The organism is Ignavibacteriales bacterium (assembly GCA_020635255.1).
Lineage (GTDB): Bacteria > Bacteroidota > Ignavibacteria > Tepidaquicellales > Tepidaquicellaceae > JAEYVS01.
Genome location: JACKAC010000003.1, coordinates 13282 through 39122 on the forward strand (window position 1 = coordinate 13282; position 25841 = coordinate 39122).

The 25841-nt window shown below is 40.5% G+C and carries 28 protein-coding genes; 13 read left to right on the plus strand and 15 right to left on the minus strand.

Annotated elements, in window-relative coordinates; genetic code table 11:
- Nucleotide 1: 1 nt before the first annotated feature.
- The 5 genes from H6614_12555 to H6614_12575 form a co-directional block, all read right to left on the minus strand.
- Entirely contained in the window at nucleotides 2–706 is a 705-nt protein-coding gene (locus H6614_12555; GenBank protein MCB9244497.1) for a hypothetical protein, read from the minus strand.
- The gene (locus H6614_12560) at nucleotides 699–1007 is read right to left on the minus strand and encodes a hypothetical protein (GenBank protein ID MCB9244498.1); all 309 of its coding nucleotides are present in this window, start codon (nucleotides 1005–1007) and stop codon (nucleotides 699–701) included. The genes H6614_12555 and H6614_12560 overlap by 8 nt, the downstream gene beginning before the upstream one ends.
- A 118-nt stretch (nucleotides 1008–1125) precedes the next feature.
- Nucleotides 1126–1713, minus strand: coding sequence for a Crp/Fnr family transcriptional regulator (locus H6614_12565; protein MCB9244499.1), 588 nt, complete (start codon nucleotides 1711–1713; stop codon nucleotides 1126–1128).
- Between the two features lie 64 nt (nucleotides 1714–1777).
- Nucleotides 1778–2788 (minus strand): hypothetical protein, encoded by a 1011-nt coding sequence (locus H6614_12570; protein MCB9244500.1) that lies wholly within the window; start codon nucleotides 2786–2788, stop codon nucleotides 1778–1780.
- Between the two features lie 6 nt (nucleotides 2789–2794).
- Nucleotides 2795–3334, minus strand: coding sequence for a DinB family protein (locus tag H6614_12575; protein ID MCB9244501.1), 540 nt, complete (start codon nucleotides 3332–3334; stop codon nucleotides 2795–2797).
- A gap of 50 nt (nucleotides 3335–3384) precedes the next feature.
- On the opposite strand from H6614_12575, the gene H6614_12580 reads away from it, so the two are divergent.
- The gene (locus tag H6614_12580; GenBank protein ID MCB9244502.1) at nucleotides 3385–3804 is read left to right on the plus strand and encodes a RidA family protein; all 420 of its coding nucleotides are present in this window, start codon (nucleotides 3385–3387) and stop codon (nucleotides 3802–3804) included.
- Nucleotides 3805–3822: 18 nt separating this feature from the next.
- Nucleotides 3823–4107, plus strand: coding sequence for a hypothetical protein (locus H6614_12585; protein MCB9244503.1), 285 nt, complete (start codon nucleotides 3823–3825; stop codon nucleotides 4105–4107).
- On the opposite strand, the gene H6614_12590 is transcribed toward H6614_12585, so the two are convergent.
- The 9 genes from H6614_12590 to sufB form a co-directional block, all read right to left on the minus strand.
- Nucleotides 4108–4674 carry a disulfide bond formation protein B gene (locus tag H6614_12590; GenBank protein ID MCB9244504.1) on the minus strand — a complete coding sequence of 189 codons (567 nt, stop codon included), beginning with the start codon at nucleotides 4672–4674 and terminating at the stop codon, nucleotides 4108–4110.
- Nucleotides 4675–4908: 234 nt separating this feature from the next.
- Complete coding sequence (locus H6614_12595; protein ID MCB9244505.1) at nucleotides 4909–6012, minus strand: ferredoxin--NADP reductase; 1104 nt, start codon at nucleotides 6010–6012, stop codon at nucleotides 4909–4911.
- Nucleotides 6013–6026: 14 nt separating this feature from the next.
- A complete protein-coding gene (locus tag H6614_12600; protein ID MCB9244506.1) occupies nucleotides 6027–6356 on the minus strand; it encodes a DUF59 domain-containing protein in 330 nt (109 codons plus the stop codon).
- 110 nt (nucleotides 6357–6466) lie between these two features.
- On the minus strand, nucleotides 6467–6904 hold the full coding sequence (locus H6614_12605) for a SufE family protein (protein ID MCB9244507.1): 438 nt from the start codon (nucleotides 6902–6904) through the stop codon (nucleotides 6467–6469).
- Nucleotides 6905–6906: 2 nt separating this feature from the next.
- The gene (locus H6614_12610) at nucleotides 6907–8163 is read right to left on the minus strand and encodes a cysteine desulfurase (GenBank protein ID MCB9244508.1); all 1257 of its coding nucleotides are present in this window, start codon (nucleotides 8161–8163) and stop codon (nucleotides 6907–6909) included.
- Between the two features lie 9 nt (nucleotides 8164–8172).
- A complete protein-coding gene (gene sufD / locus H6614_12615) occupies nucleotides 8173–9510 on the minus strand; it encodes a Fe-S cluster assembly protein SufD (GenBank protein ID MCB9244509.1) in 1338 nt (445 codons plus the stop codon).
- Nucleotides 9511–10269, minus strand: coding sequence for a Fe-S cluster assembly ATPase SufC (gene sufC, locus H6614_12620; protein ID MCB9244510.1), 759 nt, complete (start codon nucleotides 10267–10269; stop codon nucleotides 9511–9513).
- 12 nt (nucleotides 10270–10281) lie between these two features.
- Nucleotides 10282–10743, minus strand: a complete 462-nt coding sequence (locus H6614_12625) for a hypothetical protein (GenBank protein ID MCB9244511.1) — start codon at nucleotides 10741–10743, stop codon at nucleotides 10282–10284.
- Complete coding sequence (sufB, locus tag H6614_12630) at nucleotides 10744–12189, minus strand: Fe-S cluster assembly protein SufB (GenBank protein ID MCB9244512.1); 1446 nt, start codon at nucleotides 12187–12189, stop codon at nucleotides 10744–10746.
- Between the two features lie 223 nt (nucleotides 12190–12412).
- On the opposite strand from sufB, the gene H6614_12635 reads away from it, so the two are divergent.
- The 4 genes from H6614_12635 to H6614_12650 all read left to right on the plus strand — a co-directional run bounded on the left by H6614_12635 (nucleotide 12413) and on the right by H6614_12650 (nucleotide 15847).
- The gene (locus tag H6614_12635; GenBank protein MCB9244513.1) at nucleotides 12413–12859 is read left to right on the plus strand and encodes a GNAT family N-acetyltransferase; all 447 of its coding nucleotides are present in this window, start codon (nucleotides 12413–12415) and stop codon (nucleotides 12857–12859) included.
- A 62-nt stretch (nucleotides 12860–12921) separates the two neighbouring features.
- On the plus strand, nucleotides 12922–14919 hold the full coding sequence (locus tag H6614_12640) for a cation:proton antiporter (protein ID MCB9244514.1): 1998 nt from the start codon (nucleotides 12922–12924) through the stop codon (nucleotides 14917–14919).
- Nucleotides 14919–15500: a TIGR00730 family Rossman fold protein gene (locus H6614_12645; GenBank protein ID MCB9244515.1), complete on the plus strand. Its 582-nt coding sequence runs from the start codon at nucleotides 14919–14921 to the stop codon at nucleotides 15498–15500. Before H6614_12640 ends, H6614_12645 begins: the two co-directional genes overlap by 1 nt.
- The gene (locus tag H6614_12650) at nucleotides 15500–15847 is read left to right on the plus strand and encodes an MmcQ/YjbR family DNA-binding protein (GenBank protein MCB9244516.1); all 348 of its coding nucleotides are present in this window, start codon (nucleotides 15500–15502) and stop codon (nucleotides 15845–15847) included. The genes H6614_12645 and H6614_12650 overlap by 1 nt, the downstream gene beginning before the upstream one ends.
- Here the strand turns inward: H6614_12650 and H6614_12655 are convergent, their stop codons facing one another.
- A complete protein-coding gene (locus H6614_12655; protein MCB9244517.1) occupies nucleotides 15848–17296 on the minus strand; it encodes a hypothetical protein in 1449 nt (482 codons plus the stop codon). It lies immediately after the preceding gene.
- Between the two features lie 229 nt (nucleotides 17297–17525).
- Here H6614_12655 and H6614_12660 point away from each other — a divergent pair, with 229 nt between their 5' ends.
- From H6614_12660 to H6614_12690, 7 genes are all read left to right on the plus strand, one after another.
- The gene (locus tag H6614_12660; GenBank protein ID MCB9244518.1) at nucleotides 17526–17840 is read left to right on the plus strand and encodes a fibronectin type III domain-containing protein; all 315 of its coding nucleotides are present in this window, start codon (nucleotides 17526–17528) and stop codon (nucleotides 17838–17840) included.
- Between the two features lie 322 nt (nucleotides 17841–18162).
- Nucleotides 18163–19278, plus strand: a complete 1116-nt coding sequence (locus H6614_12665; protein ID MCB9244519.1) for a redoxin domain-containing protein — start codon at nucleotides 18163–18165, stop codon at nucleotides 19276–19278.
- Between the two features lie 77 nt (nucleotides 19279–19355).
- A complete protein-coding gene (locus H6614_12670; protein MCB9244520.1) occupies nucleotides 19356–20171 on the plus strand; it encodes a methyltransferase domain-containing protein in 816 nt (271 codons plus the stop codon).
- A gap of 170 nt (nucleotides 20172–20341) precedes the next feature.
- Nucleotides 20342–22426 carry a VWA domain-containing protein gene (locus tag H6614_12675; protein ID MCB9244521.1) on the plus strand — a complete coding sequence of 695 codons (2085 nt, stop codon included), beginning with the start codon at nucleotides 20342–20344 and terminating at the stop codon, nucleotides 22424–22426.
- A gap of 146 nt (nucleotides 22427–22572) precedes the next feature.
- On the plus strand, nucleotides 22573–23802 hold the full coding sequence (locus H6614_12680; GenBank protein MCB9244522.1) for a Type 1 glutamine amidotransferase-like domain-containing protein: 1230 nt from the start codon (nucleotides 22573–22575) through the stop codon (nucleotides 23800–23802).
- 9 nt (nucleotides 23803–23811) lie between these two features.
- The gene (purT, locus tag H6614_12685) at nucleotides 23812–24984 is read left to right on the plus strand and encodes a formate-dependent phosphoribosylglycinamide formyltransferase (GenBank protein MCB9244523.1); all 1173 of its coding nucleotides are present in this window, start codon (nucleotides 23812–23814) and stop codon (nucleotides 24982–24984) included.
- Nucleotides 24981–25841, plus strand: coding sequence for a hypothetical protein (locus H6614_12690; GenBank protein ID MCB9244524.1), 861 nt, complete (start codon nucleotides 24981–24983; stop codon nucleotides 25839–25841). Before purT ends, H6614_12690 begins: the two co-directional genes overlap by 4 nt.

Here is a 25841-nt window from a genome sequence, read left to right on the forward strand (position 1 = left end):
TTTATTTTATTCTGTAAGATACGCCAATATGAAATACTTTATAGAGGTTAGTGACGGATGATTTAAATTCTTCAGTCATTTTGTCCGATATTTCTCTTTTAGCATCATCGGAATGGTTTGATGTACCGCTGAATTTATATTCAGGCTCCGGGATACCATTCAGCCATGCGGGCGACCACTCTGCATTCAATGATACATTGTCAAAATCGTACTGGTAACCTATCCCGAGCGCCGGACCCCAACCTGCTTCACGCGTCTGATTAATCTTGATATTACCTGAATATTCCTGACCACCGATAGTTCTTCCCCTGTTGTCAAATTCCATCGTTTCGGAATCCTCTCCGTTATACACGATACCGAATGAAATGTACGGACCGTATTTCACGGGAGTGTAACGACCCTGAATAAAAAACCTTTGTGCGACATCCTCATAAGCCGATTCTAAACCGTCGAGCCCTGTTGACGAAGCATTGAAAGAGGTGCCATTGCGCTGTATCCTGTCTTTGAATTGATAAGTAAAACCGATGTAAAGTTTTTCATATGGATAGTACCCGATAGTGATGCTCGGTTTAAAACTGCCATGCATTGGAAGTTCACCAAAGCCAATGCCGATCTGCCAGTGATCTTTTAATTGATTTTCCTGGGCGAATGAAGCTGATGATAAGAGTAACGCAACAAATACGAATAATAAAGTTTTCTTAAGCATTTGTATTATTTTTAAATTTTAAAGTGATATTCCGGATGAATTTAAAAAGCTGGACAAGCAATGCGCCGATTAGGAAATTTGCTACAATCATAATTATTGCTGCCGGGATAAGACCAAACTTCCTGATAACGAAGCTGTCCGACATGTGACTGCCAGTGCCAAAAAGCTTATTGATTATTATCCATGCGTTCAGAAATTCTGCCTCATCTCCCAGGCTGTAATCGATAGTTACCATTACAGCCAGCGAAACCAGGGCAGCGGCGAAGTAGGTAAGAAAGATTTTTGTTTTTGATGAGTTCATAATCGTTTAATTTGTTTAATACAAAATTAAAACGACCACAACGGAGGGGCATTAACATATGTTAATAAATGGAAATATCACTTAAATAGTCCAATAAATGGATAAAATACTGCTTAATCTACTTGGAGGATCGTATGCGGCTCAATTGTATTGGAGTGATACCAAGGTATGAAGCGATATGATATTGAGGGATGCGCTGTTCGAGCCCGGGATGCTCTTTGAGAAAAATCTCATAATTCTCGGCTGCTGAATTAGTAACCATCCGAATGTCGTGGCGTTCTTTTTTTATCCATTCTATCTCAAGTACAATACGCATAAATGAATCCAACGACGGATACTTTTTAAACAACTCTTTGAATTCAGCAAAATTCAATTCGACAGTGTCACAGTCTGTTAATGCCTGGAAGTTTATGAGGTTCGGGGCACCTGACAACAGAGCAGTGAGCGGAGTGGGAAACATTCCCGGCACAAAGAATGTCTTATTATATTCCGCACCGTCTTTACTCCTATAAAATACGCGAACTATACCATCCAGTAAGAAAACTGCATTATATGCCATCTCACCTTCCCGGGAAAGATAGTCATTCTTCTTATATTGTTTAAGTGTGAGAAGCTCAGAAAGGTCATCCCATGCACCCGGCTGTAAGTGACAAACGGATTCAATAGCTATGCGGAATTTTTCGAATTCTCTCTCGCGGTCTAACAAATGAAGATTTGATTAGAAGATAGGATAATATATTATATGTGGTAAACTAATTCAATAAATTTTGTCACACTTTGAACCTTCCTGCAGATCTAAGCACATACAATGCATCCACAGTCGTCCATTCGTTCATTTTTGTTTTCCCGGTAGGTCCCCATTCGACGTAATCTGTATTAGGTGAGATGGATTTCCCAACTTTATAGTATTTCTTTTCTGAAGGAAACCCGCCGTCCTTTAATCGTTTGCTTTCCAGCAGATCAAGAGCCTCACCACATCGTTTATCTTTAATAAGGTTCATTTCCGACATTGCCTTCAGTCCGCCAAGAATATCATAATGCCAGTAGAGAGGATGGTGCAGGAATGTAAATTCCGGATGGATTACCTCGTTGTTTGTTACTCTTTTAAAAAGTTTACGTGTGAGGAAAACTTCCGCGGCTTTTTTGGCGGCGTTTACGGCTTTTGGTTTTTTAAATGTTTTCCCATAGAAATAAAGACCTTTCATCGGAATGAGAGTTTCCATAAAAGATGAAGTATCTGCCGTAGGTTCACGATCGCAGTTCCAACCCCCGTCGGGCCATTGCCAGTACATAAGCCGTTCGGCAATATTATGCACGCGCTCATCGGCAAGTCCGAGCTTTATCGAGGAATAAAGCGCGTTTCCCTGCTGCGAACCACACCGGCGGTAGCGACCCACTATCAAAGGGACCCCCGATCTTCCATAAACTTTCGCTTTTCTGTTTGTTTCATACTCATTATAGAATCCGGGATTAAGCCAGTGACCATATATCTCATCCCTCATCGGAATAAGAAATTTGTCAGCATCGGGATAGCAAAGGTCAGCAAGTGATGCAAATATCCAGTGAGAGCCCTGCCACTTCTCATACAGATGGCGGGCACCCTGTATCTTTCCATTTTTATAGCAGGAGAGAAGGGCTTTTGCTCGCGGTGAGTTTTTTATCTCTTCGCGGAGAGATTTTATTTTCTTTGATGAAGGAGATTCACCGAGTACGTTAACAAGGGTTTTATAGCGGATAGATGGTTCGGAGGAATTTAATAATTTGTCTATGATATCCTGCATTACGGATTATAATTTAGCGAGCGCAGATTCCAATCCCATAGCGCGCCTCCATGCTGATAGCTGACCCAGATGCATTGCCTCGTGATTAACACACATAAAGATTATAGAGTCAAGATTGTTCGGCATGTGTTTATAAAACCTCCACTCCTGTTCGCCAAGTAGTTCATCATCCGTAAATTTCAGCAAGCACAGTTTGAACATCTCATGTTTTAGTTCAAGCTCCGTAAGAAGTTCTTCTTTGGAGGGATATTTGGATATGTCCTCCTCGGGCATGCGCGGATCACCGGGACCGCGCCGAAGGAAAAGCTCCTTCCAGCCCTCAGGCATAAATCCGGGCTTTCTAACATCTTCAATATCGTTTATGACCATAAGTGACATGCCACTCACAAGGTGTCCAAGCGTAAAAGCCGGATGATTTTCGAATCCCTTCGCAGGGACTGTGGTCATCTGTTCATCCGTGAGGTCTTCGACAAGTTTTCTTGCATAGGCAAGATTGAAGTCGAGCTGTCGGATTATGGATTGAGTAATGTGGGATTTATCTATCATATTGATAGAATTAGACTTTAAATGAAGGATTAATTAGGTTAAATTTAAACATGAGTAATGACAAAATAAACTCGGAAAAGGCTCCCGAGCCTGTTGGTCTCTACCCACATGCGCGGCGAGTCGGTAATCTTCTTTTCCTTTCCGGTGTGGGACCGCGGGAGAGAGGTACAAAGAAAATTCCAGGCGTGGAACTGGATGATGATGGAAATATAATTTCATACGATATAGAGGCACAGTGCCATTCGGTTTTTAAGAACGTTAGAGCTATTCTCGAGGACGCGGGGTCGGGATGGGATAAGCTCGTTGACGTGACGGTGTTCCTCACTAACATGAAAGATGACTTTCCCATTTACAATAAGATATACGCGGAGTATTTTAAGGACAACCAGCCATGCAGGACGACAGTGGAGATAAACTGCCTGCCGACGCCAATCGCAATCGAGTTGAAGTGCATCGCAACAATAGACTAAAAAATTAAAAATATAACAATGGACGAAAAACAACATGAAAAGTATGACCACGAGAGACTTGTTACGGTCTTTGAGACCGGGCATGAGGGAGTGGTCGCGGTAGTAAAATCTATTCTGGATGAAGCAAAGATTCAATACTTAGCACAGGGTGACGGAGTGCAGGACCTGTTCGGTGTAGGAGTGGTTGGAGTTGGATTCAACCCGGTAACGGGACCGGTGCAATTCAAAGTAATGCCAGAAGACGAAAAATACGCGAGGGAGTTACTGAAGGATGTTATTGAAAATCCGGAAGACCTGGACTAATTATTTATGCTCGATCTCTTTTATAACCTTGTATTCAGTCGGGTCTGATGGACAAGGAGTCACTCCGCATTCAAAGAATGCAGTAACGGCATTTGCTGCCGCAAGTAATATCATAACAATGAATACGATCCTTGGGAAACCGGTAAGCTTAACGCCGGTTTCTTCTGTTTTTTCATCAAATTGCTTTTTATCGAACATCAGAATCACACCTACTATCAGTATCGTCGCAGCGGAAATAATAAAAGCCCATGTGTATAGGTGAAGTCCCCAAACAGGTGTACCATATTCTCCAGTTCCCGGGACGATGTGGAGCAACGTCTGCCTCATTGCTACCATCCCGCAGAATATACTGCTTACAAGGGTAACTCCATAGTGCGAAGGGCGTATGCCGAACTTAAGATTCAGCATAAAGCCGAGTATCATTCCCAGGAAACCCATCCTGACAAGTAAACACAACGGACATGGAAATTCCCATAAAACAAACTGGAATATATAACCTCCTATCAAAACGGAAGAAAGTCCTATTGCACCGGCAATATTAAGATTTCTTGCAAATAAAGGGCTCATATCTTACAGGTCTATTGTTAAATGAGAAGATGCGTGGTATTTATAAATGAGGACGCTCGCAACAAGTGCAATAACAAAAAGAATAATTGAAAGCTTGCGTTTGCCGCGGTATGCTACTATGAGAGAAGCAGCGTAAATACCAAATATAAGAGACATCATAGTGTGAATCCTCCTTGAGTGAAAAACTTAAGGAAAATGAATTATAATTGCAACAGGGAATCTTACTCGTAGTCTTTATTCGTAATCGATGGAAACATCATCGGAAAGAGGGTGTGACTGGCATGTAAGAATGTACCCGTCATTGATCTCTGCGTCGGATAATCCTTCACGCTCGTCCATTTCAACTTTTCCAGACTTGAGGCGTGCGCGACAGGTGGTACAAATCCCGCTTAGACATGAGAAAGGCGGGTCGTATCCCGCGTCCTTTACGGCATCGATAATGACCTGCCCGGGCTTAACGTCCACTTCAAACTCATCATTATCCAGCTTCACTTTTACCACGCGGGGTTTTAGCTCGGATGCCGGTTCTCCTTCTTCTGCGGTGACAACACCATCTTCTTTTTCAACCGTTTCCTGCTGGTGATGATAAGGAGCAGTGAAATATTCCCTGTGAATTTTTTCAGCCGGAATGCCTATACTTTCCAGCCAGGAAACTACATTCACCATCATTACCTCGGGACCGCAAATGAAATACTCGACAGATTCTTTATCTATATAAATAGTCTCTTCTATTATACGTAGAAGGTAAGCTTTGTTTATAATACCGGATAAGCCAGTCCAATTATTTCCGGGTTCGTTAAGAGTAAGGTAAAGCTTGAATGTATTAGGATATTCAGAGGATAGGTTTCTTAGCTCATCATAAAACATAATATCCTCTTCCCTGTTATTGCCGTAATAGAGGATGACCTTACTTTTGGGCTCAACCTTAAGTATCGATCTAAGAATCGAGAACAGAGGTGTTATCCCGCTTCCTCCTCCAATCAGGAAGTAGAATTTTTCGTTCTCAGGGTCAAGCTCGGTGAAGAATTTCCCTTGCGGGGGAAAAACCTCTATAATGTCACCCTCATTTACGCTGTCATAAAGAAATTTCGATGCAAATCCTTTTGGCACTTTCTTTGATGCAATGGTTATGGGTTCATCCAGGTAGGGACTGCTCGAAAGCGAATACTCACGCCTTACTTCATTGCCGTCAATTTTAAGCTGAAGAGAGAGAAATTGTCCCTGTTTGTATTTAAAAGAATCTGATAATTCGGAGGGGATATCAAAACTTATCGCAACGGCATCTTTAGTATCTTTTACGACTTTCGAGACTTTTAATGGATGGTATTTTCGAGACATTAATAATTATAATTTTACAGCATTCCAAGTTCCAGCTTTGCTTCTTCGGTCATCATGGAAATATCCCAGGGCGGATCGAAGGTCAGATGGATCTTCGCATCATTGATCATAGGATGGGCTTTCAATCTTTCTTCAATTTCTCCGGGTAGTGTTCCTGCCACCGGGCATGCGGGTGAGGTCAATGTCATTACAACCAGTACATCGCGATTAACCGTGAGCTTAATGTCGTATATAAGCCCAAGCTGATATATGTCAACAGGGATCTCAGGGTCATAGCATGACTGGAGAACTTTAACGACTTCGTCATAAAGTTCCTTCATCGTGTATTTACCGTCTTCGGTCATTATATTAGCAAGATCCTCTTCCTCACCTGTCGAAGATTTGGCAATAACCTTTTCTTCTTTCTGCTCTTCTTTATTTTCCGGTTCGTTTTTGTTCTCTTCCATGGTTCTTTTTAATTCAAAGAAAGCGGTTCGTTCAGTTTAGCTTTCTCAGCATATTTTTTCATGTGGGCTATCATAGACACGAGCCCATTCGAGCGTGTCGGCGAAAGATGCTCTTTCATCCCGATCTTATCGAGAAAATCTAACTTAGTATCCAGTATTTCTTCAGGCTTATGCCCGGATAATACTCTTATTAATAAGGCGATTAAGCCCTTAGTTATTATTGCATCGCTGTCAGCTTTATAGTATAGATCCCCATCTTTCATTTCAGCGGTCAGCCATACCTGTGACTGACATCCGGTTACTTTGTTTTCATCCGTTTTATAAGCATCTTCAAGCGGAGGAAGGTTTTTCCCGATGTCTATAATATAATCATACTTATCCATCCAGTCATCAAAGACGCTGAACTCTTCCACAATCTGATCCTCTATGCTGGTAATACTTTCCATATTTACGTTAACATCTGTTTTGCTTTTTTTACTCCTTCGACTAATGCATGTGCTTCCTCTTTGGTATTATACCATGAGAATGAAGCTCTTATTGTGCCGTTTAGTTCAAAAAAGGTATCGAACAACGGTTGTGTACAGTGATATCCTGTCCGGACTGCAATTCCCATTTTATCTAAAATGGATCCCACATCATAGGGATGCGTTCCGTCTATCAAAAATGAAATTACGCTTGCTTTATCCTTTGCCGTACCTATAATCCGGACAAACCCCGTCGAAAGAAGCCTGTCCGTAGCATATGCAAGCAGTTCTTTTTCGTATGCCGAAATATTCTCATGGCCGGTCTCATTTATGAAATCGATTGCAGAACCAAGAGCGATCACACCAGCTATATTAGGCGTGCCGGCTTCAAATTTATAAGGAAGTTCATTAAAGACTGTCTCATCGAATTCAACCGTCTTGATCATTTCTCCGCCTGATTGGTATGGCGGCATGTTTTCGAGAAGGTATTCTTTGCCGTAAAGAAATCCTATACCGGTTGGTCCGAACATCTTATGACCTGACACCGCGTAAAAATCGCAACCCAACTCCTGCACGTCTACTTTTAAATGAGGCGCTGCCTGCGCACCATCGACAACTACAGGAATACCGTGTTTATGAGCGATGTCCGTAATCTTTTTAATAGGGTTTATAGTGCCGAGCGAGTTCGAAACATGTACAACAGAGATCAGCTTTGTCCTCTCAGTGATCAATGTACCGAGGCTGTCTATTTCAAGCTCGCCTTTCTCGTTTACCGGGATTATTTTAAGTTCTGCATTCGCCTTACCGCACGCGATCTGCCATGGAACAAGATTAGAGTGATGTTCCATCCCGGAGATGATAACTTCATCTCCTTCTTTTAGTATCGTACCTCCCAGCGAGGAAGCAACAAGATTTATACCCTCTGTTACGCCTCGTGTAAAAATTATCTCGGAATTCTTTTCCGCATTTATGAAAACTCTGCCTTTATCGCGGGCTTTTTCGTATTCATCAGTTGCAATACCGCTGAGATGATGAACACCCCTGTGCACGTTTGCATTTATGTTTTCATAATACCAGGAGATGGTATCTATAACTTGTTTTGGCTTTTGTGTGGTCGCGGCATTGTCGAGGTAAACAAGGGGTTTTCCGTTTACGGTCTGTTTTAGGATCGGAAATTTTTCTCGTATCGAGGCAACATCATAAGTACTTTTAGCTGTAATATTTTCATTTACCTCACTCATGATTTTCTCCTAGGAAATACTCTCATCGATCTTCGAATGGCACATTCCTGCTACGTACTCTCTTATAGAATCAGCTTTTATCGAATCAAGTACATCACTGGCAAATGCATAAAGCAATAAATTTTTTGCATCCTTTTCGCCGAGCCCGCGTGAACGCAGGTAAAACATCGCGTTCTCATCCAGCTGACCTATCGTAGCTCCGTGTGAACATTTCACATCATCAGCAAATATCTCCAGCTGGGGTTTGGTATTTATTGTCGCGTTATCCGATAATAAAATATTATTATTCGACTGGTATGCGTTTGTTTTCTGCGCGTCCTGTCTGACCATTATCTTTCCATTAAAAACACCTGTCGAATCACCACCCATGATACCCTTATAAAGTTCGTTGCTGAAGCAATTCGGAACAGCATGATCTGCGAGAGTATGATTATCGACGTGCTCCTTATCATCCAAAAGATAGAGTCCAAAGAAGTGTGTTTCGCCGTTATCACCATTAAGCAGAGCGTTCAGGTCATTTCTCAACAACGCTCCTCCCCATGATATAACAGTCGACGAATAATAGCTATCCTTTGTCTGGTTAACCTCTGTCGTATTCACCTGGTATGCATTATGCCCGTCGTTTTGAATACGGTAATGTTCCAGCCGTGCATTTGGCGCTACAGAGATCTCTGTGACCGTGTTATTAAGACTGGGATTTTCTCCGAGTGTTGCTGTGATCTCAGTAATATTTGCTGTAGCTCCTTCGTCTAGAATGAACAGGTTCCTCGGCTGAAGTAGAATATTATCTTCTCGTGAATCTGCGATATTTAGAATAACAACAGATTCATTTACAATTATATTTTTAGGTATATGAATAAAAACACCATCGCTTGCAAATGCAGTGTTCAACGCCACCATACTGTGTCGTTTGTAATCAGCATACTTAGCGAAGTGATTCATTATCAACTCGTGATTCTTGCCATAGGCTGACGCAAAACTTCCGATATAAACTCCGTTCTGTTCAGTGATCACTCTCGAAAGGCGTTCCGAATATCTTCCGTTAACTAGTACCAGCAGGTTTGAGTCGCCTTCGGGAAGCGGAATTTTATTCAGATCCTCTTCTGTGATCTTACTAGTTTGCGGAATGAGTATCTGCCTGTAATGATGTTTTGTAACCGCATTTAGACTTGTATACTTCCACTCCTCCATCTTTTTCACCGGGAAGCCAAGTTTTTCGAAAACCGAAATGGCATCCTGGCGAATCTTGTGAATTGGGCTGTTCGCTTCGCCATTCATATGGTCTTCGAAATGCTTAAAGTCGGATAAAAGCTGATATTTTAATTCAGGATTATTAACCGTTTCCATTTACGCAGTAACCTCTTCATCCTTTTTGATCCAGTCATAGCCCTGCTCTTCGAGCTGGAGTGCAAGCTCCTTGCCGCCAGATTTAACTATCTTGCCGTCATACATCACGTGTACATGATCCGGGACTATGTAATTTAATAATCTTTGATAGTGTGTGATAACAATAAAAGCGTTTTTATCAGATTTTATTTTATTGACACCTTCGGCAACTATCTTTAAGGCATCTATATCCAGACCGGAATCCGTTTCATCGAGAATTGCGAGCTTAGGGTCCATCATAGCCAGCTGAAATATCTCGTTGCGTTTCTTTTCACCACCGGAGAAACCTGTATTCAGATATCTACTTAGCATTGTCTGATCAATTTCCACAAGCGCTGCTTTCTCTCTTAAGAGTTTAAGGAAATCCGGCGCTTTCATCGGTTCTTTACCGCGATGTTTTCTTATCTCATTAATAGCAGTCTTCATGAAATTAGTAACGGATACACCGGGTATTTCCACCGGGTATTGAAACGCGAGGAAGATACCTTCTCTGGCTCTTATTTCAGGATCCATATCTAGCAGGTTTTGTCCTTCGAATGTAACCGTACCTTCGGTTACTTCATATCCTTCACGACCGGCTAATACAGATGCCAGCGTGCTTTTACCCGAACCGTTAGGTCCCATAATAGCATGTACCTCGCCTGCATTGACCTGCAGGTTGATACCCTTGAGAATCTCTTTCTCTTCTACTCTTGCATGTAAGTTTTTAATAGTAAGCATTTATTGTATCAATTAATTTCTTTTTACAAAAAAAATATCCGTTATAATTCCTTTTGGCAATTCTCCATCATCCTTGTGAACCAAAATCACTTCATCATCTTCCGGAAATTTAACATCGAAATTATATTTAGTTGCTTTCTCTTTTACTATAAACTCTGTTATACTATATTTGATAAATCTGTCTCTATCAACGGCAATAACATAGCCTTCATCAAACTTATTGTTATGGAAGGCATAATAAAGAGCTCTTTTATAATGTGGTGTAAATGAAACACCAGAAGTTTTAAATACATTAGAGTTTTCTTGGTGACCTATAAGTGATTTTCTTTCTGAATCAGCATCTGATTTCCCAAATTTAGTCTCACCAAATTTAAAAGTTCCGAACTTTATGTAGTAAACAAAATGTCTTCCCTTAGGGAGCAACTTCCCTCTTTCAGCTTCATATTGAAATTTATTAATTCCTCTATAATACATTTACCCTACACTTCCTTCTAAGCTGATAGCAAGCAGTTTCTGCGCTTCGACTGCAAATTCCATAGGCAGCTGGTTCATAACTTCCTTGGCAAAACCATTAACAATAAGGGCAACAGCCTGCTCTTCATCCATCCCGCGCTGGTTGCAATAAAACAATATATCTTCACCGATCTTTGAAGTTGTGGCTTCATGTTCGGCAATAGCAGTCTTATTCTTAACCTCGAAATATGGGAATGTATGCGCGCCACAACGGTCGCTTAGAAGAAGCGAATCGCACTGTGAGAAATTACGAGCGTTATCTGCATTACCCATTATCTTAACAAGCCCACGGTAACTGTTATTGCTCTTACCTGCAGAGATACCTTTTGATACGATACGGCTTTTAGTGTTCTTGCCGATATGCGTCATCTTGGTACCGGTATCCGCTTGCTGATAATTGTTCGTTAATGCAACGGAGTAGAATTCCCCAATCGAATTATCTCCTTTTAATATTACACTCGGATATTTCCATGTGATAGACGAACCTGTCTCCACCTGCGTCCATGAAATCTTTGAGTTAACTCCGGCGCAGATACCTCGTTTTGTTACGAAGTTATAAATTCCACCCTTACCTTCTTTATCACCCGGATACCAGTTTTGCACTGTAGAGTATTTCACTTCTGCATTATCATGAGCAATGATCTCCACAACTGCTGCGTGAAGCTGGTTCTCGTCTCTCATCGGAGCTGTACAACCTTCAAGGTAGCTGACGTAACTTCCTTCATCGGCAATAATCAAAGTTCTCTCAAACTGCCCGGTATTCTGCGCATTAATTCTGAAGTATGTGGATAGCTCCATCGGGCATCGTACACCTTTCGGTATGTAAACGAATGACCCGTCAGAGAATACAGCTGAATTCAATGCGGAGAAAAAATTATCCGTGATCGGCACAACGGAGCCGAGATATTTTTTAACAAGCTCTGGGTGGTTCTGCACTGCCTCACTAACAGAACAAAATATAATACCATGCTTGGCAAGTTCTTTTTTGTATGTAGTCGCAACCGAGACGCTGTCCATTACAGCATCGACAGCAACGCCGGCGAGAAGCTTCTGCTCCTCGAGCGGTATGCCGAGCTTGTCGTATGTTGACTTAATTTCCGGATCGAGGTCATCGAGGCTTTCAAGCTCCTTCTTTTTCTTTGGAGCTGCGTAATAGATTATATCCTGGTAATCTATTGGAGGATATTTCAGGTTAGCCCACGTAGGCTCCTTCATGTTTAGCCAGTGATGGTACGCCTTTAGTCTCCATTCAAGCATAAACTCAGGTTCATTTTTCTTCGCGGAAATAAATCGTACGGTATCTTCACTAAGCCCTTTGGTTGCGAACTCCTGCTCGATATCCGAAACGAATCCGTACTTGTAATCGCCCTTGGTTACACTTTCCAGTATTTGATCTTGGTCGCTCATAATATTATTAAACAGATACTTTACACTTATTTATATAAGACTAAAATAGTCGTATTTAACCTGATAAGAAAGTCAAAAATAAGTAAAAACTATCTAAATTTTAAGGTAGATATGACTATCCTACTCCACTTTATTCTAAAATAACACCAAGCATATAGTATTCGTTCAAAATGGGTTAAAGTCCTAAATTTTTGTTATTTTTATATTAATTATGGATGAACATATAAAAATAGTAGAGGCACACCCCGAACATCTGGAAACCGTGGCAAAGCTTTATTCAGGATACAGGATATTCTACGGACGGGAGACTGAACCTGATAAGGAAATGGCTTTCCTGAAGCAGAGGATGGAAAATAACGAATCCGTAATATTCCTGGCTGTAGACGAGGACAGAAGCGGAATGGGTTTCATACAACTTTACCCGTTGTTTTCATCTGTTGGGATGAAGAGAATATGGCTTTTGAACGATCTGTACGTCGATGAGAAATACAGAAAGAAAGGAGTTGCTACCGCTTTGCTGGAAAGATCACTGGAGTTCGGTAAAAGTACGGGAGCACTTTATGTCTCTCTAGAAACAGGGATGGAAAATACAAAAGCGCAGAAACTTTATGAAAAGCTTGGCTGGGAAAAGGACACGGAACATTTTATTTATTTTCATATGTGCGATTAACATTTAATCCCATCTGTTTACGTTTTATATTTATTTACCTGTTTACTAAACCCCAATTTTAAATGCACGTACCACCGCTATTAATAGATATTATTCTCATTATTGGACTCTCCACGGTGGTTATGTTTGCATTAAGCAAACTCAAGCTCCCCACAATCCTCGGATTCCTACTGACCGGTATAATAGCCGGTCCATCTGTATTAGGACTGGTCCAATCGGATGAGGTTGGTATACTTGCCGAGATTGGTGTGGTTCTGTTATTATTTACGATCGGTCTCGAGTTTTCTATTACCGAAATGATGAATATCAGCAGGGCTGTCTTCTTAGGTGGTTCGCTGCAGGTTGGACTGACGATACTCGCTGTGTTTGGAATTGTAAGTTACTTCGGAGTTGGCTCAGGAGAGGCGGTCTTCATCGGATTCCTTGTTTCTCTAAGCAGTACTGCAATCGTTTTAAAGATGCTGCAGGAGTTTGGACAGGTAAACACACCTCACGGTAGAGCATCCCTAGGAATACTCATATTTCAGGATCTTATTGTGGTTCCAATGATGCTATTCACTCCGATGCTTGCAGGAGCAAGCGGTAATATAGCTGGTGAATTATTGATCCTCGCTGTTAAAGGAATAGTCATAATAGTTGCTGTAGTCTTGCTTGCTAAGTTTATTATGCCATACATTCTTTACCAGATCGCGAAAACAAAAAGCAGAGAGCTGTTCCTATTGAGTGTTCTTGTTATTTGTTTTGCAATTGCAGGCATAACGGGAATGCTGGGATTGTCGCTTGCGCTGGGAGCATTCCTTGCAGGAATAATAATTTCCGAATCGGAATACAGCCATCAGGCAATCAGTAATATTATTCCTTTCAGGGTTGTATTCGAGAGCTTCTTCTTTGTTTCAGTCGGCATGCTTCTTGATCTGGATTTCCTGTTTGACCATATCTGGATGGTCTTACTGCTTGCGCTCTGTGTAATATTGCTTAAAGCATTTGTAACAGGAATTGCGGCATTGTCATTACGGCTGGCTCAACGTACGGTAATAATGACTTCCCTATCACTCGCGCAGGTTGGTGAGTTTGCGTTTATACTTTCCGCTATTGGAATTGCAAACAGTATTATTGATAATGATATCTATCAATACTTTCTTGCTGTTTCTATAACCACAATGGGAGTAACTCCATTTATATTCAAATCCGGACAGCTAATCACCGACCTGATAATGAAAGCTCCTCTCCCGCATAAATTGAAGCAATTCCTGACATCAGAGAGATATAACAGTAAGTATGGTGAGAAAGATAAGACGTATAAGAATCATCTTGTTGTTATCGGATACGGACTAAACGGAAGAAATGTAGTAAAGGCGGCGCATTATGCCCTTATTCCATATGTAATACTGGATATAAATGCTGATACAATTAAAAAAGAACGGGAGAAAGGAGAGCCGATCTATTTCGGCGATGCTGTAAATGAGGAAGTGCTGGATATCGTGAGCGTAAATTCCGCAAAGGTCGTCGCAATAGCAGTATCGGACCCAATTGCCACAAGAAGAATAGTTGCCAACGTGAGAAGCAAAAGCCCCAACGTGCAAATAGTCGTCCGCACCAGATACGTTGCCGAGATAGAAGAACTGAAAAAACTTGGCGCGAACGCAGTCATTTCCGAAGAGTTCGAAACATCGATAGAAATATTCACTAGAGTGCTTTCTATATATATGATACCTGAGAATGAGGTTGAAAAACTCGTGAACGTAATACGTGCAGACGGCTATGAAATGCTGCGATCGATCTCTCCTCGCCCGGGATTTATCGAGTCTATTGAGAGCAGTTTGTCTGAGGTTAATCTCGCTAATTTAAAAGTTCCTCCTCAGTGTAAACTGACTGGAAGAACTATCCGTGAAACTGATCTGAGAAACAAATTTCGCATTACCTTGTTAGCAATAAAGAGAGAGAAGGAACTAATAAACAATCCTCCTCCCGACACTGAGTTCAAAGAAGAGGATGTCTTATATCTTTTCGGTGAACCGACAAGCATAATAAATTTTAAGAACTTTATGGAAGGACATTAATGAAATCTATCTGTGTATTCTGTGGTTCAAGTATTGGAGCAGATAAGATCTTTGCTTCGACAGCAAAAAAAGTGGGTAAGTTATTTCTGAAAGAAGGTATCGAATTCGTTTATGGCGGTGGCAATGTCGGGTTAATGGGTGTGCTAGCCGGTACTATAATGGATGGCGGTGGCAAAGCTACTGGCATAATGCCGGAATTTCTCATGAGAAGAGAGCATGCCGATCTAAAGATCTCCGAACTTATAATAGTTTCATCTATGCACGAGCGAAAAGCAAAAATGTCTGAGCTATCAGATGCTTTTTGGGTGATGCCCGGAGGGCTGGGTACTATGGAAGAATTCTTTGAGGTGTGGACATGGTCTCAGTTAAGCCTGCATAAAAAACCTATTGGAGTTTTGAATATTGACGGATATTATAACGGATTATTAAAATTCCTTAACCGGGCTGTGAAGAAAGGATTTATAAAAAAACCCGACCGCAATATTATACTAGTAGACGATAATCCCAAAAGGCTTTTAAAACAGATGCAGGCGCATTATATCGAAAACCGTAAGGGTAAGCAAATTGAAGAGAAAACCTGATGGACCTGGACCAGTTTAGAAAATACTGCCTGGCAAAAGAAGAAACGACCGAAGAAACACCATTCGGACCTGATGCGCTCGTTTACAAGGCAATGGGAAAGATATTTGCTATAACAGGCTTCGAAAAACCATTGCGGGTAAATCTAAAGTGTGACCCTGAGCGTGCCATCGAATTAAGAGAAGAATATGAAGAAGTATTACCGGGCTACCATATGAACAAAGTTCACTGGAACACAATAGTAAGCACCGGAAGAATAAACGACAAACTTCTTAAAGAGTTGACAGACCACTCATATAACCTGGTAGCAGGTAGTATAAAAAAGCCTCGCAAGAAAAAGCCTAAATAATTATCTCTTTACCCTCTTACTTATCTCGTCTATTTTTCTATTCAGCCACATTCTATTCTCCAGCAATTCCACTTTCTTTACCATCTGCCTTATCTCAGCCAGGTCACCTGATGTGGGATGAATATTTATTTTATAAAGCCTCTTTATATATTTAATGAAATTCGCATTAGCGGTCTTTCTATTGCCGGTGAGTAATTTGCTATTGGCAATAAGGTGTCTAAATGTATCTGTAAGAGAATACAGCATATCCTCCATTTTCATTTCGAAATATATCTTTGCAGTAAGCTCCTTAACCTCGATCTTTGTGTGAATGTCGTATAGTTTTATCTTAGCCAGATACTCCAGAGCAGGCTCATAATTACCCTCGGAAAACTCAATAAAAGCCTTTCCAAAAGCATACACATCATCCTTTACATCCGGATGAAGATTATTCTTATATTTTTCAGCAAATTTTTTAACCCAATCTATCTCGCCAAGCTGAAACCCTATTTCTATTGAATTTTTATAGAGTATATCGTGCAGATAGCCATAATGGTGATATAGATCCTTTTCTACCTCTAGTTTATACAGATCAAAAAGCTCTCTGGCAAATTTTATCTCACCCCTCCTGAGACGGCGTGAGCAAAAATTCTGCATATTAATAAGGATATCGAGCATATCATAAGGAGTTATCTTATCCTCCGAATCAAAAAACTTCTTCTTTGCTTTGAATAGAAACTCTTCCTTGTCGGTATGCAATAGCATAGTAAGATTAAAATAAATCTCGATCAATGGTGTTTTTTTAAGGAATTTTTCATCGAGTGTATCTATGACTTTCTCAAAAGATGCTACGTCCTTATCGAACTTGTATATCTTTTTGATATTCAACATAAATGTATGAAGCTTGAGAACCGTTATAAGATAATATGCAGTAAACTCCTCGTGCAGGTTTACAAGCGGTGCTTCCTTAAGAAATTTCTCGAACTGGTTAATATACATCCTTCTCAAAAAACTCACGTTCTCATTTTGAAAATAATATTTATCGCGGTACCAGTCTCCGTTCTTACGTGTGGTCTTGTCAAGTTCGGACATGGTTTTCTTCATTAACTTCTCAAACGATTTGTCGAGTTTCCTTTCATTAAGTTCAAAAGCCAGCATACGCTTCATCTCAAATCCCGAGTTCACCATCCTTAAATAGGCAAGATAATCTTCGGAAAGCTTATTCATATTAAAAATAAGCATACGCATAAAATCATCGTTGTAGTTAGCTCCGGGGAATATCTTTTTGTGAACAACTTCTTTTTGCACTTTTTCCGGATCAAAAGAAGGATACTGCTTCTTTAGATAATCATACAGCTTTTTCAAACTCTCGTTCTTATTAAAAAACGGTGAGTTAACATATTCGCCAAACTCCTTGAATTCCTTTTGAGAAAGAGTTTTTAGGATCTTTATAAGGGTGGTTTTTTCCATTTAGTTTTGAAATATGTTGAAAATAATATAGTAATGCCTGGAAAATTGAAGGGAGATTTCAAAACTAATTTAAACAACATAAAAAAATTTTCCGACTTTTGTGTAAAAATACTTAAAAAAAGCGTAAAAAGACAATCATCTATTAATATTTACTCCAAACAACTAAAAAAATGATATTATTTTGAAAAGTATTTAAAACCCATATATTGAGGTGTAAAATCCAAGGTATATGTCAAACAAAGATAACGAAATAGCCGAAGAAGCAGGAAAGAGAGTAAACATACCGGATCCCGTATTTGCAACAAAGGGTGCCCTCCCCGGAGAAATAAATCTTCAATGGGATGCAGTAAATGGGGCTACTTCCTACGTACTCCAAATATCAAAGGGCAAAAAGGATAAGTGGGTACAGATAGATATAATTACTGAGCCGATTTATATGCTTTCAGGGCTGGATCCAAAAACAGAGCACTTCTTTAGAGTAGCTGCAGTATTCCCGGACGGGCAAGGTGAATGGAGTGAAGTTTTCGGGAAAAAATCGAATTAACTCAACTTTTCGGGTGTATTATTGTCATTATTACTATTACTCAATTGCTCCTGGATATTATATTTTTGGGATGCAACTTTATTGAGCAATCTGATCTGTAGGAGCAAAACAATGATAAAGACCGTTAATATTATTAAAATTAAGGATGTGTCGTTGATCATCTGAATTTCTTTTAAATTATTACTCCAAATTTAAGTTAATAAAACAATAATCTAAATAACAAAATTATTCCTTTAAAAAAATCGGGGCATTTTGGGGAACATTCACATGTCCACAAAAGTAGAATAAGGAAAATAACATAATTTCAAAAACAATGGGATATATGCAGAGAGTTTTTACAATGGCTTCGTTACTGGTGTTGATATTAGTATTGTCAGCTACCTGTTCGAACGCATCCGTTAGAGAAGGGGATCAAGTACCTAATTCTAACGTTCAGCTTTTTACAAGCTACGGATTATTTGAAGGGAAAAGCAATCTTCATGAGTATATAGATAACTCGATCACGGTGATAGCTTTTATTCCTACGATACAAAACACAAACGAATATGCCGATGTAATGACAGCCTCATTACAGGCATACATAGTTCAGTCTTACGGTTTCGATGCGGAGCAGTATTATAATTCAGGCAAATATATCAATGTCGTCGTTGCAACAGGCGATAAACCTGAGACAGTTCAGCAATATGGAATGACAATGGGACTTGACTATATTTTTGCTGATAACTCCGACGGAAAGTTTTCCGATGACTTCGGAATAAAACTCTCAGGGGACAATGCAAGCGCTACCGTAATGATTATCGACGAAAATAAAAAGGTCGTTCTCGTAGATGAGTATTACAGGGGTGAAGGTGAAAAACTTCAAACCGTCATGAGTAAACTCAATAATCTCCTCGGTATAGAAGAGATGAGGACAACCGAATCATACGGTCCCTTATATGAAGGCGACAAAGCAAGAGACTTTAGCTTTAATTATGTCACAATAAATGACTTTGCATCTGGCTCAGTTACCGAGTCAGCATCACTCTCCGACATGATCGGAAAGAAGAACATTCTTCTCGGCTTCTACCCTGCTCCTTTTAGCATGGGATGCGGCATGGAGCTCTCAACATTCGACTACATGGTAGCGGGCGAAAACAACGACGTGAAAATGCCGGAGGAATATACAAAAGACCTCGAGATACTTATGGTTAGTAACGAAGGGCTCGATATGCTTAATAAATGGTTCGAAAGTATGAGCTTTAAGAATGTAAAGCTGGTCAGCGATCTTAACGTTGATATATCCGCGAAATACAATAGCTTTAACTTCTTCAACGGTTATAACAATAGAACGATCTTCTTAATAGATAAGGAAGGTGTAATACGATATATAGATTGGGATTATAAAGTAATAGATAAAGACCTTAAACTCTTACAGGAAGAGATCAAAAAGCTGAATTAATTCCATTTTATATTTAGATTTTATTTCATAATCTTTGATGGTGGCTGATTACCCAAAACACCGTCAAAGATTTTTTTATGCCCGAACAAGAAAAAGAATATTTATTCGGAACAAACGAACCCGAACTGCAAAGACTGAAGTTCCAGCATGAAGTCTGGCGTCCCATGACAGACCCATTCTTGCAACGCCTGGGGATACAAAAGGGATGGAAGTGTATGGATGCCGGTGCAGGACCGGGTTTTGTGGCTATGGATCTGCGGGATACAATTGGTGATGAGGGTGAGCTCACCATCCTCGAGCCATCCACTTTTTATATAAACTCCTTTAGAGCCTTCGCCGAAGAAAAGAACTGGACGAACATAAAATACATCCAGGGCATTGTAGAGGAAAGCAACCTTCCCGAAAATTACTATGACCTAATATTCTCACGCTGGGTGATATCCTTTGTTCCGGATCCCGAGAGATTTGTTTCTAAACTAGCCGCTGCATTAAAACCCGGTGGCATTCTGGCCATAGAAGATTATAATTACGACGGTTTGGGATTATTCCCGATGGGAGGAGCATGGGATGAGATGCCCTCGATAATGAAGAGGTATTACAAATCAGGAGAAGGCGATCCCTATGTTGCATCCAAACTCCCCGGCATCTACAGAAAATGCGGATTAGAACTGATAGAATTCAAACCATTCTCCATGGCAGGGGGTCCCGATAGCGGGGTAATGGAATGGGCACACAAGTTTTTTACTATACATGTTCCCGTCATGGTTGAGCGCGGACTTATCACTCCCGAACAAGGAGAAGCTCTAAGCAATGACTGGCAGGCACATCGTGAAAACCCGGATGCCGTATTTTTTTCTCCTGTCATCGTGGACGCCGCCGGTAAAAAGCTTTAATTTCATTCCTTCTTCATGCATTTTTACCAACTCCTATCTTTTTAACAAAAAAACTATTGTATTATTAATTTATTATTATCTATATTTATATAGAGAAAAAATTTAAGGAGCAAGCATAGGAGATTAGTATAAAAGGAGATTAATTTAAAATTTCTAAAGCGGGAGGCTTTATGAAAAAATTAATCTTTCTTTTCGCAGCAGTGACTAGTTTGTTCCTTTGTTCCGGTACTACCATTGCAAACGGTGTCGGGGTTATTAATGCAGGCACCGGAGTTTATCTTAAGTTAAATTCTTCGCAAGTTAATGTATCTGTGCAAAACCAGGTTGCAGTCATCACAACCTCCCAAACTTTCTTTAACCAATTGCCAACCGATACTGTTATGTCGTTTGCATTTCCTCTCCCGGAGGGTGCAAGCGCTACAGGATTGAGATGGTTTGTCGGTGGTGTATGGTACCAGGCAGCCATTTCCCCCACTCCGCAGGATACAACTCTCCCCGGAGGAACAACCAACCAAAATCTAAAAACCTATCTGGGCAATACCCCTTTGTTCTTCCACATACCCGATAGGGTAAAGAAAGATTCTACTATCATAGTAGAGCTAACTTACGTTCAATTGCTCCCGTATAAATTCGGAGATGTAAATTTCTCATATCCGAATGATTATCACTTAATTCAATCTACCATACTTAATACTCAGGAATTGAATTTTGTTTTAAATTCAACCCGCACTATAGACAGTATCCGGTTTCTCAGCACACATCCGCTCACGGAACTGACTAATAACGGAAATATAGCTACAGTAAAAGCACTTCTTCTCGAATCACCCGCAAATCAGGATTATAAAATAAAGTATTCGTTAAATTCGTCCCAGCTGGGGTTATTCGATTTCAGCTCAAATATTCCTGATACCCTATTACCGGATACATTGGGTGGATTCTTTATGTTTGTCGCTGAACCAGACCCTGGAGCATCGAACGATATTATCGATAAAGTGTTTACACTTATCGTAGACAGGTCGGGAAGTATGTCGGGTACAAAAATAATACAGGCGCGGAATGCCGCAAGCTTCATCATGAATAATCTGAATGAAGGAGATAAATTTAATATAGTGGATTACTCCGATAATGTTTTAAGTTTCCGACCTACTCATGTTCCATATACTAATCAGTCGCGCGATTCGGCACTCACCTATATTTCGACTTTTATTGCAAGCGGAGGAACTAATATATCCGGGGCTTTCAGTACAGCTATTCCTCAGTTTTCAACAGCTTCGGACAGCACAGCTAATATTATTATTTTCTTCACCGATGGTCAGGCTACCATTGGAATTACAAACACTCAGCAGCTGGTAGCACACGTCAACCAACTCGTTCAATCCACCGAAACAGAAATCTTCCTGTATTGTTTCGGAATTGGTACAGACGCAAACCAACAGCTTCTCACTCTTCTATCCTCTAATAATAAGGGACTAGCTGAATTCCTTGGTAATGACGAACTGGAATCCAGAATTTCTGAGTTTTACCTGCTTATTCGAAATCCTGTACTGCTCAATACCCAGATCTCATTTGCACCACCCGGAGTAATAACTGAGGTGTATCCAGCTCCACTTTCTAATTTGTATATTGGACAGCAGTTAATTGTAACAGGCAGATATTCAAATCCCGGTCCAGTAACAGTGACTTTATCGGGACAGGCATTTAATCATAATGTGAACTATAACTATAACATAAATCTATCCCATACGGCGGTTGGCAGTTACCAGTTCCTAACAAAGATCTGGGCTAAACAAAAAATAGAACATTTATTGATCCTATATTATAGTCTGAATCCAAACGATCCTCAGGCTATTGCACTTAAACAGGAAATTATTCAATTAAGCATCGCATACGGAGTCATCAGCCCGTTTACCAGCTTTGGTACTATCACGGGCATTACCAATGAAGAAGGAATTGAGGAAGTAAATATCGCAGGCTCTTATAAACTTGTCGGAAACTACCCCAATCCTTTCAATCCTTCCACCACGATCAAATTCATCGTAGGTAAGAATATCTCTAAGATCGTGAACATTAAAATATATAACGTGGTAGGCCAATTGGTAAAAGTTCTTTCAATCAATATAACAGGCAAAGGCACCTATGAAGTAAGATGGGATGGTACACTCTTCGACGGATTGCCTGCTCCTTCAGGTTTGTACTTCTACGTCGTAGATTTCGGAGATGAGATACTCTCCAGTAAAATGGTCTTGGTCAAATAACGAATAATTACCCTGTATACCAAAGCCCTTCAATAGAAGGGCTTTTTTTGTTCTATTATGTGATTTAGGTTACCCTTCCCTTTTCCACTGAAAAACACAATTAGCTTCATTATCTTTCAATGTTATGTAATAATTAACTCTCTGCTATGCTGTTTAAACAAAGAAAACCTAAGCAGATACTCGCGCTCGGCGGCGGTGCTTTTTCCATGGAGCCTGAAAATGGGATCCTAGATAAATACATGCTTAATCTTGCTCTGGTAAAAAGACCCCGAATTTGTTTCCTCGGTACTGCAAGTGATGACGGACTAGAATATAGAGAAAAATTTTACGACTACTACAAAAACCTCGAATGTGAACCCTTTCACTTATCATTTGTTGAGCCTCCACCTGATATGGAAGATTTTATTATGGGTATGGATATACTTCACGTCGGCGGGGGAAGTACCAGAAAGATAATTGACACTTGGAAAAAATTCGGCGCGGATAAAATTATTAAGAAAGCGTACGAACAGGGGGTTATTATGACAGGCATGAGCGCCGGCGCAATATGCTGGTTCGATGACGGCATATACCACGATAAAGATGACACTCTTAAACGCCTTCCTTGTCTGGGATTGTTAAAAGGAAGCTTCTGCCCGCATTTTAATGACGAAGGCACTAATCTCAGGAAGACTTTTCACGATCTGATTGCAAAGGGTACTATCAAAAGCGGGTACGGTGTTGACGATGGAGCCGCTCTTCATTTTGTTGACGGTGAACTCATTCGTGTCGTCACCTCACGTATTGGGGTAAATGCTTATCATATAGAAAAATGCGGAAGGAAGATCAATGAAGTTAAAATTCCCGGAATGTATCTTGGTGATGATAAACTTGCCGTCAAAGAAAAAGCTTCTGTTGAAAAGACTCTTCAAACTCTAAGTATAATCAGCATGTTTATTGACCTGATAAATAAACATGATCTGGACGGTATTTTGACAAGTGTAACAAAAGATCTATCCTTTTATGATTCAATGGGTGTTAATATTACCGGCATAGACAAACTTAAGGATGCATGGGGCGGATTATTTTCCCTCTTCCCGGATTACAAGATCGAAGCAAAGGAAATTCTTGTCGAGGATGGTGAAGTTGTGATATTTGGTGAGATCTCCGGCACCTTTTCCGTCGGTGATAAAGACATGGATGGGAAAAAGTGGAATGTCAGATCAGCATGGCGTGTCCTTACGGAAAATGGAAAGATAAACCAATGGCGCGTTTATACCGACATGGAGCCTATACGTGAAATGAGGCGCCTCCAAAAGAACGGAGCCCCTGAAGCTCCTCCTGAAAAAAAAGAAGAGATCCCTGTCAGGATACAGGGTGAAAAAATTAATAAGTAATTCCACTACATGATAAAAAAGATAATGCTCCTTGGCTCCGGAGAGCTTGGGAAAGAGTTCGTTATTGCCGCTAAACGCCTTGGTCAGAAAGTTGTCGCGGTTGACTCTTACAATAATGCTCCAGCCCAACAGGTTGCCGATGAACGCGAAGTCATAAATATGCTCGACGGAGCCGAACTCGACCGCATAGTTGCTAAACACAAGCCTGATATAATTGTTCCGGAGATAGAAGCTATTCGCACAGAGCGATTTTATGATTACGAAAAACAAGGCATACAGGTTGTTCCTTCAGCCCGGGCGGCAAATTTTACAATGAACAGAAAAGCCATCCGTGATCTTGCTTCAAAAGAGCTTGGGCTTAAAACAGCTAAGTATGAATACGCTTCCTCACTCGATGAACTGAATAGTGCGGTTGCTAATATTGGTATCCCGTGCGTAGTTAAACCTCTTATGTCTTCTTCCGGCAAGGGGCAATCCACTATTAAAACCGAAGCCGATATAGAAAAAGCATGGGAAGCCGCTTCGGCCAAGGGACGCGGAGATGTTAACGAAGTTATTGTGGAAGAATTTATAAAGTTCGATACAGAGATCACATTGCTTACAGTAACACAAAAAGAAGGTCCAACCCTCTTCTGTCCTCCCATTGGACACAGACAGGAAAGAGGTGACTACCAGGAAAGCTGGCAACCTGCTGACATCCCACTTGATAAACTCATGGAAGCACAAGACATGGCTGCAAAAGTAACTGCTTCGCTAACAGGGGCAGGTATTTGGGGCGTTGAGTTTTTCCTTGGAGAGGATGGCGTATACTTTTCCGAACTGTCTCCCCGCCCGCACGATACTGGGATGGTTACACTCGCCGGTACACAGAATTTTAATGAATTTGAACTTCACCTAAGAGCTGTATTGGGTCTCCCCATACCTGGCATCATCCTTGAGCGAAAAGGCGTCAGCGCTGTAATACTCGCCGGTGAGGAAAGTGCTAATGAACCTTCCTATTCTGGCTTCGAAAAAGTTTCAGCACAGACTGATACTGATTTCAGAATATTCGGCAAACCTACAACTCGGACGCATAGAAGGATGGGTGTAATAATTGTCTATGGTGATCTTAATTCTGACACAAACGAACTCAGAAAAAAAGCTGCTGAACTTGCTTCAGAAATCAAACTAACCTATAAATGAAAACATTAGCATTGAGAGTAATAGCATTCTCTTTGTTTGTTTTTATTTTTTCTTTACCTTACATCTATGCACAGGATTCCGAACCGGCTGAAGAATCGATCATCGACAAAGTAGCTGAATATATTGAAATACGAAAAACCTTTGATTCAAGAACCGAGACAACAAAACCGGCGTTATTCTCTTACAAGAAATTAGAGGATGAGCCCGCGATCTATACCGTAGATGCCGCTGTACTTTACCGTAAATTTGATTACAATGAATTTGCAATCTTCCCTGCACTGCAGTTCCTATACACCAGCGGAGGAAAGAAAAAGCGGGAGTTTGTAGAAGTTTCCCTATTCGGACTTTTGTTCCTTTATAAAAACAGTGAAGGCAAAGGAAGACTCGAACCCTCTGTTTCATATTCAAAAGACTTTTTCAGCGAAGAGAGGATACTAAAAAGCAAGATTTTATTTAATCCAAGCTATGACGGGTTCTTCATTCCAATTCGTAACGTTACCCATTATAAGTTCAAATATAATGGAAAAGATAACCATTGGGTTTTTGGAATTAACCCGATCGTGGGTTTTGGATATGAACATGATATGGAAGAAGACAGTGATGATGATGTTCGTTCATTCTATAATGTTGCCATGATAAGCGCATCACTAAAAAGATATTATCTGGAATTTACGGTATATGGCGACTATAATCAGCAGTTCGATAATGTTATGCCATCTTATTATAAATATGGCGGCATTATCAGCATCTATCTCGATGTGAAAGAGCGGTCTTCCGTTAACGCAAAGATAGAAAAGGAAAGAAAAAAAGATAATCACGATACCGAGATCAGTTTTGGATTCGGTTTACGCTTATAA